We start from the raw sequence: 14,520 nt of genomic DNA on the forward strand, positions 1-14,520 counted from the left end.
TTTGCTACGCAAAACGGCCCCCCTCCCCAGTAAACTGGGGAGGTATAAGAAGATGGGCTCTTACTTACACTTCGCTCCACATCCGAAGCAGATTCCCGACCGTCTTATCGACCATCAGTTTCTGCGCGCTTTCGGGCAGGCTGGCCCGCACCTGATCAAGGTCAAACAGCACTTCACGCTGATCGTCCCGCCGTATCTGGCTCTGGACCCAGCCGACACAGGCGCGTCGTTCGCCCTCAGTCACCGGCGTTACCTGATGCAAAAGCCCCGTGCGGTAGACAATCATATCCCCGGCTTCCAGGCGCACATCGCGCACACCTTCGACGCTCTCCAGCGACAACGCTCCACCCTCATAAGTATGACGCGGCGACAAAAACAGGGTGAACGACAAATCGGTGCGCAAATGCCCGCCTGTTTCATCCTTCATCATGGCGTCATCGGTGTGCATCCCGTAGGCATTGCCAACACCGTACCGGCTAAGGATCAGGCGCGACCACTTCGCCGGCCGGACATAGGACATAAACAGGGGATGACGCTCCATCGCTTTTCGCAAGAACCCGCGCAGGGCAATCGCCTTCGGGTCGCGCCAATCGGCCTGCTGGTTCGACTTGACCTTGCGCGCCGCAGCCCCCGCAGTTTGCTTGCCGTCAGTCAACCGCATCTCATCAAACAGGGCCGTCACACGCTTAAGGTCTTCGTCATCCAGTACGCGATTGATCAGCAGCATGTCAGACCTTAATTTACGTCGTAAGCTAAAAACTAATATTGCGAACCACTTGCAAAGTGGCACATGGTGGGGTACAGACCACACCACATTGATATACGGCGTCAACTTATTTCGGGTGATTTTAGATGATCGAGTTCAAACCTAAACTGTGGACCGGCGCGGCCGGCGGCCTGATGATGCTTGGGGCGCTTAGCGCCTGCGGTGAAAAGCCAAAAGATGGCGCCGCCACGACCGAAGACGCTGCCTCAAGCGCCGATGCCGCCAATACTGCTGTTGTCGCCGGTGGTGAAGCCGGTGAAGGTGGCGCAGTTCTGGCCTATTCCTCGATCCCGGAATCCAGCCGCCTGACTCTGCGTTTGCAGCACATCAAGGGCTTCCTGCTGGTCGGCCAAAAAGTGGCCAAGTCCGCCGATGGCACCGAAGGCGCAGCTATCGTGATCGGTCAGGGCCTGTCCGAAGCGCTCGATCCGCAGGAGCCTAAGCTGGTTGCCGCAGGTCTTGATGTCGCCGCCGTGCGCAAGGCCGCTGAGACCGGTTCCGAGGCCGATATCAAGGCCGCCCTTGCCGCCATCGATGCGACCTATGCCAAAAACCCCGGCGTGCCTAAGGACACCGCCATCGGTATGGCTGAACTGACGCAAGGCCTTTACGCCGAAGTCCTCAAAGAAGGCATTATCGACCCGACCGAATATCTGCACTCACAGGGTGCCGCTCTGGCGCTTCAGGATCTGGTCGCCAAGGAAAAATCTCTGGCCCCGGTCAAGGCTGATGTCGATGGCTTGTCGGCCTTCTGGCCGACCACTCTGGCTCCGGAAGAGGCCGCCAAGATTGTCGACAAGTCCAAGGTGGTCTCTTCGGTCAGCCGCATTCAGTTGGCCATCAATTCACTATAACCCACAGCGTTATTAGTCTGCGTATCGGCCACACCGTGATCCTCAGTCACGATGCGGCCCGGACAACCTGAACCCGGCAGATGCGCAGACATATAAGGGCGGCGATCCATCCCCGATCGCCGCCCTTTTTATGGCCTGAAATGGCATCCCACCTCCCTATGGAATGGGGAGGTGTCAGCAAGGCTGACGGAGGGGGCGAAGCTGACAGCAAAATACCCCTCCGTCTTGCCGCTACGCGCCAATCCACCTCCCCACTCCGTAGGGAGGAGAGATCGCGATTTTACTGGGTAAGAAGGTGGTCCAGCAGCGCCTTCACCTCTGGCTGATCCCAGTGGGCCTCGCCCTCTAAGCGGGCAACCTCGCGGCCCTGCTTATCGATAATCAGGGTCGTCGGCATAGCGTTGACGACATATTTCGACGGCGCGGCAAAGTGCGGGTCGTTATAAATACCCAGTGGCTCATGCACCCCGATAAAGCTTTTGACGTCCGGCAGCTTTTCTTCGGTATCGACACTGAGCGGCAACACTTTCATCTGATCGACCGGATACATGCCTTGTAGTCGGGCCAGAGTCGGCATTTCGACCCGGCAGGGCGCGCACCAGGTCGCCCAGACGTTCAGCACCACGACCCTGCCCGCAAAATCGCTGACGTGAACCGGCTTTTTGTCGCCGTCATAAAATTCGATATCGGTCAAAGGCTTTGGTGCCTCATGCGTGATCAGTTTGGCCAAAGTCCCCGTAGCATAGGCTTTCAACGGCCCCTGCGCTGAAGGTTCCACCACCGCCTGAACCGCCTTACCGTCAGGCTTCATGGCGATCACGGCAAACAGGCCCGCCGCGAGCACAACCACCACGCCCAGACCGATCGCCATACCCAGACGACGCTTATTCTTTTTGGCCTCGACGATTTTGGCTTTTGACTGATCTTCGGACTTGCCCTGAACCGCCTCAGGGATTTCATCCTGTCGCGCATTTTCATCCGAAAACCGCTTCACACTTTTCGGAATGCGCTCTATGGGTGCCTCAGTTTTTTTCTCACCGTTATTTTCGTCCGGAAATTCACCCATGACCGATCAGTCCGACACCCAAAAGCCAGCGGCCCCTGCTGAGGGCCAGAAAATGTGGGGCGGTCGCTTCAATGCCAAGCCCGATCAGATCATGCAGGCCATCAATGTCTCCATTGAGGTCGACAAACGCCTGTGGGCCGAGGACATTGCGGGCTCACGCGCCCACGCCGCCATGTTGAGTAAGCAAGGTATCATAAGTTCCGAGGATGCCCAACAGATTGATACCGGATTGGCGACAATTGCCGAAGAGATTCAATCAGGTGCGTTCCCCTTCCGTGCAGAATATGAAGATATTCACATGAATGTCGAAGCGCGCCTGCGTGAACTGATCGGCACCACTGCCGGGCGTCTGCATACCGCACGCTCACGCAATGATCAGGTCGCCACTGATTTTCGCCTGTGGGTGCGTACTCAGGTCGACCACACGATTGCGCAACTGACCGACCTGCAACACGCCCTTTTGGAAAGGGCCGAAGACTATGCCGATGCCCTGATGCCGGGGTTTACGCACCTTCAGCCCGCCCAGCCGGTGACCTTTGGCCATCACCTGATGGCCTATGTCGAAATGTTTAGCCGCGATGCCTCCCGCTTTGCTGACGCCCGCGCCCGTATGAATGAAAACCCGCTCGGCTCGGCGGCCCTTGCCGGATCGCCGTTCAATATCGACCGCTTTGCGACGTCCGCCGCGCTGGGTTTCGACCGGCCAATGGGCAATAGCCTCGACGGCGTGTCCGCCCGTGATTTCGCCCTCGAATCCCTGAGCCATGCCAGTATTTGCGCCGGTCACCTGTCGCGTCTGGCCGAAGAAATCGTCATCTGGACGACACCGCAGTTCGGATTCGTTAAGCTATCCGATGCGTTCTCGACCGGTTCATCTATCATGCCGCAAAAGCGCAATCCCGATGCGGCTGAACTGGTGCGTGCCAAGACCGGCCGGATCACGGGCGCTTTGATTGCGCTGACCACCGTCATGAAAGGCCTGCCACTGGCCTATTCCAAGGACATGCAGGAAGATAAGCCGCCGGTATTCGAAGCCTTCGATAGCCTTGATCTGGCGCTGGCGGCCATGACCGGCATGGTGCGTGACCTTACCGCCAACACAGCGCGCATGAAGGCCGCCGCCTCTAGCGGGTTCTCGACCGCCACCGACCTGGCCGACTGGCTGGTGCGCAACCTCAACATGCCGTTCCGCGATGCCCACCACGTCACCGGGGCCGCGGTAAAGCTGGCTGAAAGCCGTGACATTGACCTGGCGCAATTAAGCCTCAATGACCTGCAAAAACTTGAAGCAGGTATTACCGATGATGTGTATAAGGTTCTCACTCCCGAAGCGTCGTGTGCCTCACGCCAAAGCTATGGCGGCACGGCGCCGGATCAGGTGCGTTTGCAAATCGAGCGCCACAAACAGCGCTTAAGCTAAAAGGGATTTAAAGGTGATGGTGAAACTGGGGAAAGCCGCTCTCATTCTCGGCGTGGCGATGGGTTTGGGTTTAAGCGCCTGCGGCAAGCAGGGCGAGCTTGAGAAAGCACCGCCGTTGTGGGGCAAGGAAGCCAAGGCCGAACGCGAGGCTATTAAAACCGCCGAAGCGCAGGGCAAGAAAACCGAAAAATCCCTGCCGCGCGCCAGCGATAAGCCCGCCGCCGCGGATCCTTACTACAGCAATAACGTCAAGGTGCAGGACGCCCCGCTTGAGGGCACGGGCAATTCCCAGCGCCAGTAACACTTAAAAGATAAGAGTTCGATGAACCATTTCGACTACAAAGGCGGCGACATGTTTTGTGAGCAGGTTTCGCTCAAAGAACTGGCCGACAATATCGGCACGCCGCTCTATGTCTATTCGTCCGCCACGCTGGAGCGGCACTATAAGGTGTTTGCCGGTGAACTGATCGATCAGCCGGAACTTAAAAGCCCCAAGGGCGAAGATCCGCTGATAGCCTTTGCGATGAAGTCGAACTCTAACCGCGCCGTCCTGCGCACACTCGCACGACTGGGCTGTGGGGCCGATACAGTGTCGGAAGGTGAAATCAGGCGCGCACTGGATGCCGGTATCGCACCGGAAAAAATCGTCTTTTCCGGCGTGGGTAAGACCGATGCTGAAATGGCGTTTGCGCTTAAGGCCGGTATCTATCAGCTCAATGTCGAGTCCCGTCCTGAACTTTTGCGCCTGTCGAAGGTCGCGGCGTCGCTGAATATGGTCGCCCCCCTGGTCATCCGCATCAATCCGGGTGTCGGTGCGGGTGGGCATGCCAAGATCACCACCGGCGGCGCGAAAGACAAATTCGGGGTTTCCGCGCAAGAGGCTATCGCGCTCTATGCCGAAGCGGCCCGCGATCCGAATCTGGCGCCGCTGGGTATCGCCTGCCATATCGGTAGCCAGATTTCCGATCTGGCCCCCATGCAGGCGGCGTTTGCCCGCATGAAGGGCTGGGTGCTGGAACTACGCGCACAAGGCTTAAGTGTCGAGCGCCTTGATCTCGGTGGCGGATTGGGCGTGCCCTATTTCAACCAGCCGGCCCCGCCCTCACCTGATGTCTTTGCCGAGATGGTGGCACTTACTGTCGGCAATCTGGGGGTGCGCTATACGTTTGAGCCTGGCCGCCTGATCGCCGCCAATGCAGGCATTATGCTGTCGCGCGTCATCCACGTCCATGAGCGCAAGGATAGCGGTCAGCAATTCTTAGTGGTCGATGCCGCTATGAACGACCTGATGCGTCCGGCCCTCTATGACGCCTTTCACGATATCCGGCCGGTAGCGCAATCCGGTGATGACAAAACTGCCACCTACGATGTGGTTGGCCCCGTTTGCGAAACCGGTGACACCTTCACCCGCGACCGCACATTACCGGAACTCAAAGCCGGTGAGTTGATCGCCTTCATGTCGGCGGGTGCCTACGGTGCGGTGATGGGAGGCGAATATAATTCGCGTCCACTCGCCCCTGAGGTGTTGGTGCGTGACGATAAATGGGCAATAGTGCGCCCTAGGCCCAGCTATGAAGACATGCTGAAGCGTGAAACACTGCCGGAATGGCTCTCGGACTAAAGGCATGATCGGGGGGATCGGATGAAGCTGCAACGACCATCGCGTTTTTCAGATCATGGCCGGGCCATGACCGGCACAGAATGGGTCATGATCTGGGAGCGGATACTGCCCGCGTTGGCGCCCATTGTCGTAAGTGCGGCTCTGATTGCTGTTGCCGGTCAGTGGGGCCTGTTTGCATTGCTGATACCCTTGGCTCATGCCGGGGTTTTAGCCGGAATCATCACCGTGACACTGCTGTTTGTCGTGCGGGGCCTGATGCGCTTTAAACGCCCAACCTTTCAGGAAATCATCGCCCGTCTGGCGCTGGATAACGGCTATGAGTATCATCAGATTCTGGGGATGCGGCACCTTAAAAGCCACCCGAAACTTAAACTTGCCAAGCCCAAGGCCGGACTGGCTGAGGGCGACCCTATGGCTTTGCGCTTTGTGGCGGCCCTTGCAGCGGTGTTGGGCTTTCTGATTATCGGGCCGGTATCCATTAACCAGGTCGGCGCCGCGTTTAACCCTTTCCTTAAGGATCGCCCGCCCGCACCGGCTGCCATTATAATGGTAACCCAAAACCTGATGGGCCACGCCCCCCAAAAGGGTTAACCTTAGTCTTTAAGATTTAAGCAACACCCCTGTGGATAATTTGATCGCTGGCCGCATCCGGTCTTGTCTGCACTCGTTAGTTTTATGACCAAATTTGAATTGGCCGCGCGCCGGTCAAACCGTCCGAAAACAAGGCGTCCCCTGCTCAGCACCGCTTTGTTGTGGGTGACCCTGATCGTGGTCGGTGTTGTCGTTTACGATAAGACCTTTCCGGCCCCCGCGCCTGCCGAAGCCGCCGCTCAATCCACCTTACAAGGCCGCGCCACCGCCATTGATGGCGATGGCTTGAAAATCAGCGACCACGAGATTCGGCTGCATGGCATTGATGCCTTTGAATATGACCAGACCTGCGGGACTTTCACCTGCGGTCAGGCGTCCAAAGACCATCTGGCGCAACTGATTGCGGGAAAGTCTGTCACCTGCTGGGCCCGCGATACCGACCACTATGGACGCGTGGTCGCCATCTGCAAGGCGGGCGACAAAGACATCGCCGCCGAACAGGTCAGATCAGGTCTGGCGCTGGCCTATACCCGTTATTCCGATATATATGTCCCGCTCGAAAAAGCCGCCCGCGATCAGCGCCGCGGCGCCTGGGCCTATGATTTCAGCCGCCCGGAAAGCCACCGGCATAATTAGTCTAAAGCGCCTATGTAGGGCAGCCCTCGCATTTTCGCGCCGTCATCAAGGCCATAACCGACCAGATAGCGCAGCGGCGCTTCCCAGCCAACCACATCGGCCTCAATGGCTCGCCCTACCGGCTTCTGCGCCATGACGGCGATGATGACCTCAGACGCACCGGCCCTAAGCACATGGTCGCGGGCAAATTTCAGCGACGCGCCGGTATCGAGCACATCATCCATCAAAAGCACCTGCCGCCCTTGTACCGGGCGCTGTAAGTCAGCCCGCAACAGCAGTTCTCCGCTTTCACGGCCATCGCCATAGGATGACAGCCACAGGGCATCAAAGCTCAGGTCAATCCCCAGCCGCGCCAGAGCCCGCGTCAGATCGGCGGCAAACCATAACCCGCCCGTCAGCAGGCAAATCCCCACGCAATCGGGCTTTAACCGTGGGGCCAGCGCCTCAGCCACCCTCGCCACACAGTCGGCGATTTCGGCTTCGCTTAACAGAACAGTTGGCGCAGCGGTCATGGTCTTTACTCAGTGATGCGGTGTCGTTTTCAGCGGCGGCGGGGCATGGCCGTCTCCGGCCGATGACAAGGCTGGTTTCAGGGCCGGCTCAGGGTGAGCCTCTGCCGCCGGTTCATGGCTTGCCTCAGATACAGCGTGCGGATCAGCCGCTTGCTGAGCATGGTCGCCCGCTGCCGGTGCGTGATGATCACCGGCACTATCTTCGCCGTGACCATCCGCCGGAACCGCATGGCCTTCGGTTTTATGACCAGCCGAGGCGTGCTGCGTGGCCTTGGGTTTACCGCCCGTCTTCATAGCCACCAGATCGAACATCAGCTCCACCGATGACGCCATGTTTTTGGCATCCGGCACATCAAACACCAGAGTACGAGTCTCATTGGGCGCCACCACCAGACCATTGGATGGCACCAGAATGGTCGATACGGTGCGGTTTTCGCCATCCAGAATCTTGGCCCTGACCGGGGGCACCGGCGTGTCTTCGTCGCGCAGATTCTTCACCTCGGCATGGACGCTGACCACAAAGCGCCCGCCCTTAAACGACGGCTCGACCTTATAGTTGACGAACTCCAGCCCCGCCGCATTAACCTTAAGCCCAGCCATAGCATAGGCGTTGGCGACACCGGGAAAGGCGCGCACAATATCCACCCGCAGAAAATAGCTTAAGCCCAGAATGGCGACGAACACGGCGGCCAACCCGCCCCAGATCATGCCTTGCGTCGCCAACGCCTGAGCGCGCTTTTTATCGACCAGCATGGTGCGGTAAAGCTTGGGCAATTCCTTGGCCTTGACCTCAGCCGGTTTTTTGTCGGCCGGTTTAGGATCTGCCGCTGCACTCAAGGGCAACTCAATGGGCTCTTCGGGTTTTTGGGCATGCCACATGGTCTTGCACGCCGCACAGCGCACATTGCGCCCGGCCGGGCCTAAGCTCGTATCAGCGATCTCATAGCTGGTCGCGCAATTGGGACAGGTGAGAATCATTTAAGCAGAATCAATTCTGGCGAATCGCCAGATAAAGCCCATATTAATACCTGTCCGTTTTATGCTTCGGAAACCCTTAACAAGTGATCAAGCCCGTTGCGCCAATATGCCCCGTCTGCCCCGCCCGACAGCTCTGATGAACAGGCGATTCTGTCGTTCATCGACGTCAGTCTGGGCTACGGGCGCGACGCCAAAATCAGCCGCGACCCTAATCAGTTCATTCTGAAATCCCTTAATTTTCAAATCGCTGCGGGATCATTTCATTTTCTGACCGGCCCATCGGGTGCGGGTAAAACCTCATTGCTCAAGATGATTTATCTGGCCCAGCAACCCAGTGCCGGACAGATTTTATTGATGGGCGAAAAAATTAACCCTGATGACCGCGATCAGCGCACACGCCTGCGCAGACGGCTGGGCGTGGTCTTTCAGGAGTTCAGGCTGCTGGATCATCTCAATGTTTTCGACAATGCCGCCCTGCCTTTGGTCGTAACCGGCGCTAAACCCCGCGAATATTCAAACGATGTGACCGAACTGCTGACCTGGGTGGGCTTAAAAAACCACCTGCACCTGATGCCGCCAGTGCTGTCGGGCGGGGAGAAACAAAGGCTGGCCATTGCGCGCGCGGTGGTGCATCGCCCGACGCTGATTCTGGCCGATGAGCCGACCGGCAATATCGATTATGCGATGGGCCTGCGTATCATGCGCCTCCTGATCGAGTTAAACCGGTTGGGCGCGACGGTAATCTTTGCGACCCACGACGAAAGCCTGATACAGGCGTCAGGTATGCCGGTCTTGGAACTGCGCCACGGCAATATCCATAAGCGTGACCTGAGCCGCGACCTGTCGGCGCGTCTGCAACCGGGCCACGCATCTGAACCTCTGGCACCGGAGCGCAGTATACCGGAGCATGGGGCATGATCCGCGTGTTACGCCGTAAGAAAATCAAACCGCCTAAGGACGGGTTCCCCGGCATTGTCCGTGCCGACCTTTTGCCGGCCGAAGACACGCGTGAAGTCTCGCTGCATTTCATCATCGCGGTTTTGTGCTTCATCGCCTGTCTATCGGCGATTCTGGCTATGGCATCTGACCGCGCCGCGCAAGGCTGGGCCCGCGACATCCGATCCGAAGTCACAGTGCAGGTGCGACCATCAGGCTTAGAGACCGGGGCTATGGCCGCCGCCAAGGCTGCTGAGGTTCTGGGCGGCGTCAAGGGCGTCGAAGAAGCCGCGGCCCTTGAGCCTGAGCGCGCCCGCGACCTGATCAAGCCGTGGCTGGGCGATGCCGTGCTCGATGACCTGCCGATACCCAATCTGGTTGAGGTCAGACTTGATCCCGAACATCCCGCTACCGCCATTGACATCATGAGTGCTCTGACCGCCCGCGACATTGACGCCAGTCTGGATGACCATTCGACATGGCTTAAAGACATCGAACAATCCGCGCTGATTATCCGGCTGATATCGTTTGCGATTTTCACCATTGTCGCGGTTGCCACAGGGGCCGTTGTCAGCTTTGCCACCCGCGCTGGTCTGGCCACGCGCTCTGATATCATCGAAATTTTGAGCCTGTGCGGCGCGTCCGATGGCTTTATCGCCCAGCGGTTTCAGTCCCGCTTTATGCGTCTGGCCGTCACCTCCGGTGTTATGGGCGCGGCGGCGGCGGGTCTGGTCACTATAATTATCAAATTGATCTCCCCGTCACAAAGCTTTGCCTTAGCCCTTCCCTTTTCGTGGTTTGACCTGTTAATATTAATACCGTGTCCGTTGCTGGTGGCGTTGATTTCCGCCACAACCGCACGCATGGTGACGTTGCGACTATTGGGGGGAGCATATGAAAAAGCGTAAGATTATGCTGGCTATCCTCAGCCTGATCCTGTTGTGGGTGGCAGGTCTGTTTTTCTTTGCCGACCGCGTGATCGATTCGACCCCTGCCATCGAGCCCGAAGATAAGGCTGACGCCATTGTGGCCCTGACCGGTGCCTCCGACATGCGTATCCGCGAAGGCATGCGCCTGCTGGAACGGCGCAAGGGTGACCGGCTGCTGATTTCGGGGGTCAACAAAGAGGTGCGCCGGCCGGAACTACTGCCCGTAACCGATGGCTCAAAGCGGCTCTATGACTGCTGCGTTGATCTGGGATTTGATGCGGTCGACACGGTCGGCAATGCCGCCGAAATCGCCGCCTGGGCCCGCGCCAAGGACTATGATGACCTGATTGTGGTGACCTCTGATTACCATATGCCGCGCAGTCTGCTGGAGATCAAACAAGCCCTGCCCGAAGCGACCCTGCATGCTTACCCGGTCGCTACACCGTCTCTGGATGCGCGGGCCTGGTGGAAATCGACGTCGGGATCGCGGGTTCTGGTGATCGAATATTGCAAATATCTCGCCATACTGGGGCGTAATCTGGTAGGGAGTGTCGCTTCGCTGTTCGGCAAGGATAAAGCTGCCGAAAGCTCTGCTGCAGCCCCGGAGACTTCTTCTTAAGTGATGGCTTTGAGAAATATTCTGTTTCAGATCTGGCTTTACGGCATGATCTTTCTGGTCGGTTTCGGCCTGTCCCCCCTGCTGCTGCTGCCGCGAAAAATGGTGATGGGTATCATCAGGTGGTGGGCGAAGTGTGTAATTTGGGGCCTTAAGGTCATCTCCGGCGTCAAGGTAGAGTTTCGCGGACTTGAGCACGCTCCCAAAGGCGCGGCTCTGATTGCGGGCAAGCACATGAGTATGCTTGATACCATCGCGCCGTTTCTGGTCCTGCCGGATACCTGTTTCGTGCTCAAAAAAGAGCTGACGCGCATGCCGTTTTTCGGCTGGTACATGTGGCGCGCCCATATGATCCCGATCAAGCGCGAAGACGCGGCCAAGGCGCTTAAAGCCATGCTGGTCATGGCCAAGGAACGCCTGCGCGAACAGCGCCAGATCGTCATCTTCCCCGAAGGTACGCGTACCGAAGTCGGCGAAGACCCGGTCTATAAGCCGGGCGTGGCCGCTATTTACCGCGATCTGGATGCACCGTGCCACTTGATGGCCACCAATTCAGGTCAGTGCTGGCCCGCCCACGGCATAAAGCGCTATCCCGGTACTGTGGTTTATGAGTTCCTGCCCCCCCTGCCCGCCGGTATGAAACGCGCCGAATTTATGGGTGCGGTGCGCGAGCGTATCGAGACCGCCTCAAACGCCCTGATGGCAGAGAATAACTGACAGAACCTCCCCTCTTGGAGGGGAGGAGGGAGGTCTGATTTATTAGACCGGAAGGTGGGGTAATTACGGCCCGAAGATTTACCCCCTCTGATATCAGGCTAACGCATGATATCAGCTCCCGCTGCAACAGGGGGAGTTCTAAGATTTAAACCGTCCCAACGCCTCAAGGAAGGCGCGGTTTTCATCGTCCTTACCCACCGTGACGCGCAGCGCATTCGGCAGGCCATAGTTCTTGACCCAACGGATGATGATGCCCTCACGCATCAGATGGTCATTGGCATCGGACGCCGCCTGCTCACTGTCAAAATGGATCAGCAGGAAGTTGCCCGCCGAACGCTCGACCCGGTAGCCCAGCGCCCTAATTTCCTGGATCAAGCGCGGCCGCCAGTTGAGCACCTGCTGGCGCGAGGCATCAATATGGGCCTGATCCTGCAAGGCCGCTGCCGCCGCATATTGTGCCGGCAGATTGATATTGAACGGCATGCGCATCCGCTCCATCGCCTCAATCATGCCGATCGGCGCATAGCCGAACCCGACCCGCAAACCGGCCAGACCGTGAATCTTTGAAAACGTCCGCGTCACCACAATATTGTCATGAGCCCGCGCAATGCCGAACGACGTCTCCCATGTCGGCTCATCAGCAAATTCGGCATAGGCCTCATCGATCACCAGAATAACCGACGGATCAAGCTCCGCCCGCAGGTACGCGATCTCTTCCGGCGTATTCCAGGTGCCGGTCGGATTAGCCGGGTTGGAGATATAGACGATCTTGGTGCGCGCATCGACCAGTTCCAGGATACGCGGGATCTCGACCCGCAATTCCGGTTCCGGCGCCAGACGCACCTCCGACTGGCAGGCCTGTGCGCTGATGCGATAGGCCAGAAAGCCGAACTCACCGGTGACAATATTGTCGCCCGGCGTGAGATAGGTCTGGTTCAGCATGCCAAACACCTCGTCCGAGCCATTGCCGAAAATCAGACGCTCCGGCTCCAGATCATGGTATTTTGACACAGCGTCCCGCAAGGGTGACGCCAGACCATCGGGATAGCGAAACAGCTTGGCGCGGGCCTCATCATAGGCGGCAACAGCCAGCGCAGACGTGCCCAGAGCATTTTCATTGGACGACAGCTTGATCGGCTCTTTGACGCCCTCGATCTTTGATTTGCCGCCGACATAGGCATGGATATCCATGATGCCGGGTTTCGGTTGCGGCAAACGGGTCAGGATATCGGTCATGAGCTTACACTTTCAATAGATTCGGGCGGCGGCACCGATCACGCCGGACAGGCTGCCAAAGCCGCTCAGGCGGTCGTCATCTTCCTGCACATAGCCGGTAAGCGACCATAGCTTCAAGCCGGAGGCCTGACAAATCGGATCGGCGATCAGGCCCCGCTGAGACAGGATATCACTCAGCTTATGATCCGCACCGGCATAGTCGGTCACCCAAAAGGTGACATCATTTCCGGTCGGTTCCGGCTGAATCGCGGCAACCCCAAGGGCCTGCGGACGGCCACTCGCCTCTTCCGGCAAGGCCGCCATGACGCGCACATGGGGTTCAGCCAGCAACCGCGCCCACCACGCCCCACCCTTGGGATCAAGGCTGATGACCCCAACATGGCGCGGATCACGCGCCGCGGCAATGGCGGCTACCGGATCGGCAACCTGGCTAAGCACCGGTGCCGCGCCAAAACGCTGACGGGCCCATAGCGTCACATCGGCCTTATCTCCCGCCCATAAATTAAGGTGCAGACCGCCACGATCTGCACCCTGAATACGCAGGGACTCTGAGATTAACTCACGCCATATGCGGATGATCACGGCATCAGACACCTTACGGCCCGGTGCGGACAACAGCTTACGGATCAGCAAGGCCTCACGATCCGGACGCAGCAAGGATACCTGCTCTGCCGGCACTCGCGCGCGGTGCACCGTCTCAACCGCCGCCTCATGGGCCTTGGCGATCGCTATCGCTTCGGCCAGACTGGCACGCGTATCAACCAGACGCAACAAATCCGCATCGATCTGATCAATGCGCCTACGTAAGGACTCCAGCGACGGAGCCTCAGCGGGTTGAGGGGTTTGCGCGTTCACGTAAAGGAGGTCACTCTCAAGGTTATGGTCATACTTCATAGCCATTTCACAGGCGGCCCGCAAGCGCGCTTTTGTGACAGATTACCGCCTATCATATTGATGCAATTGAAACTTTTAAAGCTTTCAGTGTGCGCCAAAATCCACAACCGGATAGATTTGCAAGGCTTAGCCAAGGTAGGTCATAAATCCGGTTTGGCAGACCCAAGATTTCATATTACAAATTTATTTAATCGCCGAAAAAGGCGTACACATAAACAGGGAAGACATTATGACCTCAACCTTTACACGCCGCCATCTTGTGGCGGGAACGGCCGCCCTTACGCTGATGCCTCTGCGGGCGCAGGCGCAAACTCCGACAGCGGTACTCATCTATGCCGATGGCCTGAAAAATGGCTGGTGGATCGGCGGCTGGTCGAAATTTCAGCCCCAGTTTGCTTTTGACGATGGCTCAAAGCCGGTGGCGGTGACTATGGCAGCCTGGAACGCACTGACCTTTCAAACCAGCGCCCCGTTTGATCTCACCGGCTATACGACCATCACTTTCATTGTGCACGGCGGCACCAAGGGTAAGCAGACCTTCAAACTATCAGCCAAACTCGGCGACAAGGTCGTGTCGGGGACTGAATTAGGCGTCACCGCCCCCAAGGGTAAATGGGCGCGTATCGATGTGCGTCTCAAGGATCTTAAGATGAAGGATACCAAATTCGACACCCTGATGTTCAACAACGCCTCTGCCGAAGAGCTGTCAGAATATTATATCAACTATGTTCTAATCCAATAATTCAGA

The 14,520-nt window shown here is 57.9% G+C and carries 17 protein-coding genes; 11 read left to right on the plus strand and 6 right to left on the minus strand.

Translation table 11 applies throughout. The features are described from left to right. Positions 1 to 64: 64 nt before the first annotated feature. Positions 65 to 727: a Fe2+-dependent dioxygenase gene (locus PQU98_RS07785; protein ID WP_272744336.1), complete on the minus strand. Its 663-nt coding sequence runs from the start codon at positions 725 to 727 to the stop codon at positions 65 to 67. A gap of 125 nt (positions 728 to 852) precedes the next feature. Between PQU98_RS07785 and PQU98_RS07790 the strand changes: the two genes are divergently transcribed. Continuing rightward, a complete protein-coding gene (locus PQU98_RS07790; protein WP_272744337.1) occupies positions 853 to 1,620 on the plus strand; it encodes a hypothetical protein in 768 nt (255 codons plus the stop codon). 280 nt (positions 1,621 to 1,900) lie between these two features. Here the strand turns inward: PQU98_RS07790 and PQU98_RS07795 are convergent, their stop codons facing one another. Further along, on the minus strand, positions 1,901 to 2,686 hold the full coding sequence (locus tag PQU98_RS07795; protein WP_272744338.1) for a TlpA family protein disulfide reductase: 786 nt from the start codon (positions 2,684 to 2,686) through the stop codon (positions 1,901 to 1,903). Positions 2,687 to 2,738: 52 nt separating this feature from the next. Between PQU98_RS07795 and argH the strand changes: the two genes are divergently transcribed. The 5 genes from argH to PQU98_RS07820 all read left to right on the plus strand — a co-directional run bounded on the left by argH (position 2,739) and on the right by PQU98_RS07820 (position 6,954). After that, on the plus strand, positions 2,739 to 4,106 hold the full coding sequence (gene argH / locus PQU98_RS07800; protein ID WP_272744503.1) for an argininosuccinate lyase: 1,368 nt from the start codon (positions 2,739 to 2,741) through the stop codon (positions 4,104 to 4,106). Positions 4,107 to 4,119: 13 nt separating this feature from the next. After that, complete coding sequence (locus PQU98_RS07805; protein WP_373295600.1) at positions 4,120 to 4,407, plus strand: hypothetical protein; 288 nt, start codon at positions 4,120 to 4,122, stop codon at positions 4,405 to 4,407. A gap of 21 nt (positions 4,408 to 4,428) precedes the next feature. Next, positions 4,429 to 5,727: a diaminopimelate decarboxylase gene (gene lysA / locus PQU98_RS07810; protein ID WP_272744339.1), complete on the plus strand. Its 1,299-nt coding sequence runs from the start codon at positions 4,429 to 4,431 to the stop codon at positions 5,725 to 5,727. A 21-nt stretch (positions 5,728 to 5,748) separates the two neighbouring features. Further along, positions 5,749 to 6,318, plus strand: a complete 570-nt coding sequence (locus PQU98_RS07815) for a DUF4175 family protein (protein WP_272744340.1) — start codon at positions 5,749 to 5,751, stop codon at positions 6,316 to 6,318. Between the two features lie 84 nt (positions 6,319 to 6,402). After that, entirely contained in the window at positions 6,403 to 6,954 is a 552-nt protein-coding gene (locus PQU98_RS07820) for a thermonuclease family protein (protein WP_272744341.1), read from the plus strand. Here the strand turns inward: PQU98_RS07820 and PQU98_RS07825 are convergent. Then, on the minus strand, positions 6,951 to 7,466 hold the full coding sequence (locus PQU98_RS07825) for a phosphoribosyltransferase (protein WP_272744342.1): 516 nt from the start codon (positions 7,464 to 7,466) through the stop codon (positions 6,951 to 6,953). The genes PQU98_RS07820 and PQU98_RS07825 overlap by 4 nt on opposite strands. 9 nt (positions 7,467 to 7,475) lie before the next feature. Further along, a complete protein-coding gene (locus PQU98_RS07830; protein WP_272744343.1) occupies positions 7,476 to 8,444 on the minus strand; it encodes an MJ0042-type zinc finger domain-containing protein in 969 nt (322 codons plus the stop codon). Positions 8,445 to 8,540: 96 nt separating this feature from the next. Here PQU98_RS07830 and PQU98_RS07835 point away from each other — a divergent pair, with 96 nt between their 5' ends. Genes PQU98_RS07835 through PQU98_RS07850 form a run of 4 tightly spaced genes read left to right on the plus strand, consistent with a single transcriptional unit; the run spans position 8,541 to position 11,642 of the window. Further along, complete coding sequence (locus tag PQU98_RS07835; protein ID WP_438263862.1) at positions 8,541 to 9,362, plus strand: cell division ATP-binding protein FtsE; 822 nt, start codon at positions 8,541 to 8,543, stop codon at positions 9,360 to 9,362. Beyond that, positions 9,359 to 10,288, plus strand: a complete 930-nt coding sequence (locus PQU98_RS07840; protein ID WP_272744344.1) for a cell division protein FtsX — start codon at positions 9,359 to 9,361, stop codon at positions 10,286 to 10,288. The genes PQU98_RS07835 and PQU98_RS07840 overlap by 4 nt, the downstream gene beginning before the upstream one ends. After that, the gene (locus PQU98_RS07845; protein WP_272744345.1) at positions 10,275 to 10,928 is read left to right on the plus strand and encodes a YdcF family protein; all 654 of its coding nucleotides are present in this window, start codon (positions 10,275 to 10,277) and stop codon (positions 10,926 to 10,928) included. Before PQU98_RS07840 ends, PQU98_RS07845 begins: the two co-directional genes overlap by 14 nt. Before the next feature lie 3 nt (positions 10,929 to 10,931). Then, the gene (locus tag PQU98_RS07850; protein ID WP_303649524.1) at positions 10,932 to 11,642 is read left to right on the plus strand and encodes a lysophospholipid acyltransferase family protein; all 711 of its coding nucleotides are present in this window, start codon (positions 10,932 to 10,934) and stop codon (positions 11,640 to 11,642) included. 138 nt (positions 11,643 to 11,780) lie between these two features. Here PQU98_RS07850 and hisC read toward each other — a convergent pair whose 3' ends face one another. Both hisC and PQU98_RS07860 read right to left on the minus strand, forming a co-directional pair. Continuing rightward, positions 11,781 to 12,878 (minus strand): histidinol-phosphate transaminase, encoded by a 1,098-nt coding sequence (hisC, locus tag PQU98_RS07855; protein ID WP_272744347.1) that lies wholly within the window; start codon positions 12,876 to 12,878, stop codon positions 11,781 to 11,783. Positions 12,879 to 12,890: 12 nt separating this feature from the next. Continuing rightward, on the minus strand, positions 12,891 to 13,772 hold the full coding sequence (locus PQU98_RS07860) for a chorismate mutase (protein WP_272744348.1): 882 nt from the start codon (positions 13,770 to 13,772) through the stop codon (positions 12,891 to 12,893). 229 nt (positions 13,773 to 14,001) lie between these two features. Between PQU98_RS07860 and PQU98_RS07865 the strand changes: the two genes are divergently transcribed. After that, positions 14,002 to 14,514 carry a hypothetical protein gene (locus PQU98_RS07865; RefSeq protein ID WP_272744349.1) on the plus strand — a complete coding sequence of 171 codons (513 nt, stop codon included), beginning with the start codon at positions 14,002 to 14,004 and terminating at the stop codon, positions 14,512 to 14,514. Positions 14,515 to 14,520 lie beyond the last annotated feature (6 nt).

This window comes from Asticcacaulis machinosus (assembly GCF_028550435.1).
GTDB classification, from domain to species: Bacteria; Pseudomonadota; Alphaproteobacteria; order Caulobacterales; family Caulobacteraceae; genus Asticcacaulis; species Asticcacaulis machinosus.

Bases quoted from the DNA above. Each gene is read 5' to 3' on its own strand.
- PQU98_RS07820 (WP_272744341.1), top strand. From the start codon at position 6,403: ATGACCAAATTTGAATTGGCCGCGCGCCGGTCAAACCGTCCGAAAACA.
- PQU98_RS07785 (WP_272744336.1), bottom strand. From the start codon at position 727: ATGCTGCTGATCAATCGCGTACTGGATGACGAAGACCTTAAGCGTGTG.
- PQU98_RS07840 (WP_272744344.1), top strand. From the start codon at position 9,359: ATGATCCGCGTGTTACGCCGTAAGAAAATCAAACCGCCTAAGGACGGG.
- hisC (WP_272744347.1), bottom strand. From the start codon at position 12,878: ATGACCGATATCCTGACCCGTTTGCCGCAACCGAAACCCGGCATCATG.
- argH (WP_272744503.1), top strand. From the start codon at position 2,739: ATGTGGGGCGGTCGCTTCAATGCCAAGCCCGATCAGATCATGCAGGCC.
- PQU98_RS07845 (WP_272744345.1), top strand. From the start codon at position 10,275: ATGAAAAAGCGTAAGATTATGCTGGCTATCCTCAGCCTGATCCTGTTG.
- PQU98_RS07830 (WP_272744343.1), bottom strand. From the start codon at position 8,444: ATGATTCTCACCTGTCCCAATTGCGCGACCAGCTATGAGATCGCTGAT.
- PQU98_RS07795 (WP_272744338.1), bottom strand. From the start codon at position 2,686: ATGGGTGAATTTCCGGACGAAAATAACGGTGAGAAAAAAACTGAGGCA.
- PQU98_RS07825 (WP_272744342.1), bottom strand. From the start codon at position 7,466: ATGACCGCTGCGCCAACTGTTCTGTTAAGCGAAGCCGAAATCGCCGAC.
- PQU98_RS07815 (WP_272744340.1), top strand. From the start codon at position 5,749: ATGAAGCTGCAACGACCATCGCGTTTTTCAGATCATGGCCGGGCCATG.
- PQU98_RS07860 (WP_272744348.1), bottom strand. From the start codon at position 13,772: ATGAAGTATGACCATAACCTTGAGAGTGACCTCCTTTACGTGAACGCG.
- PQU98_RS07790 (WP_272744337.1), top strand. From the start codon at position 853: ATGATCGAGTTCAAACCTAAACTGTGGACCGGCGCGGCCGGCGGCCTG.
- PQU98_RS07850 (WP_303649524.1), top strand. From the start codon at position 10,932: ATGGCTTTGAGAAATATTCTGTTTCAGATCTGGCTTTACGGCATGATC.
- PQU98_RS07865 (WP_272744349.1), top strand. From the start codon at position 14,002: ATGACCTCAACCTTTACACGCCGCCATCTTGTGGCGGGAACGGCCGCC.
- lysA (WP_272744339.1), top strand. From the start codon at position 4,429: ATGAACCATTTCGACTACAAAGGCGGCGACATGTTTTGTGAGCAGGTT.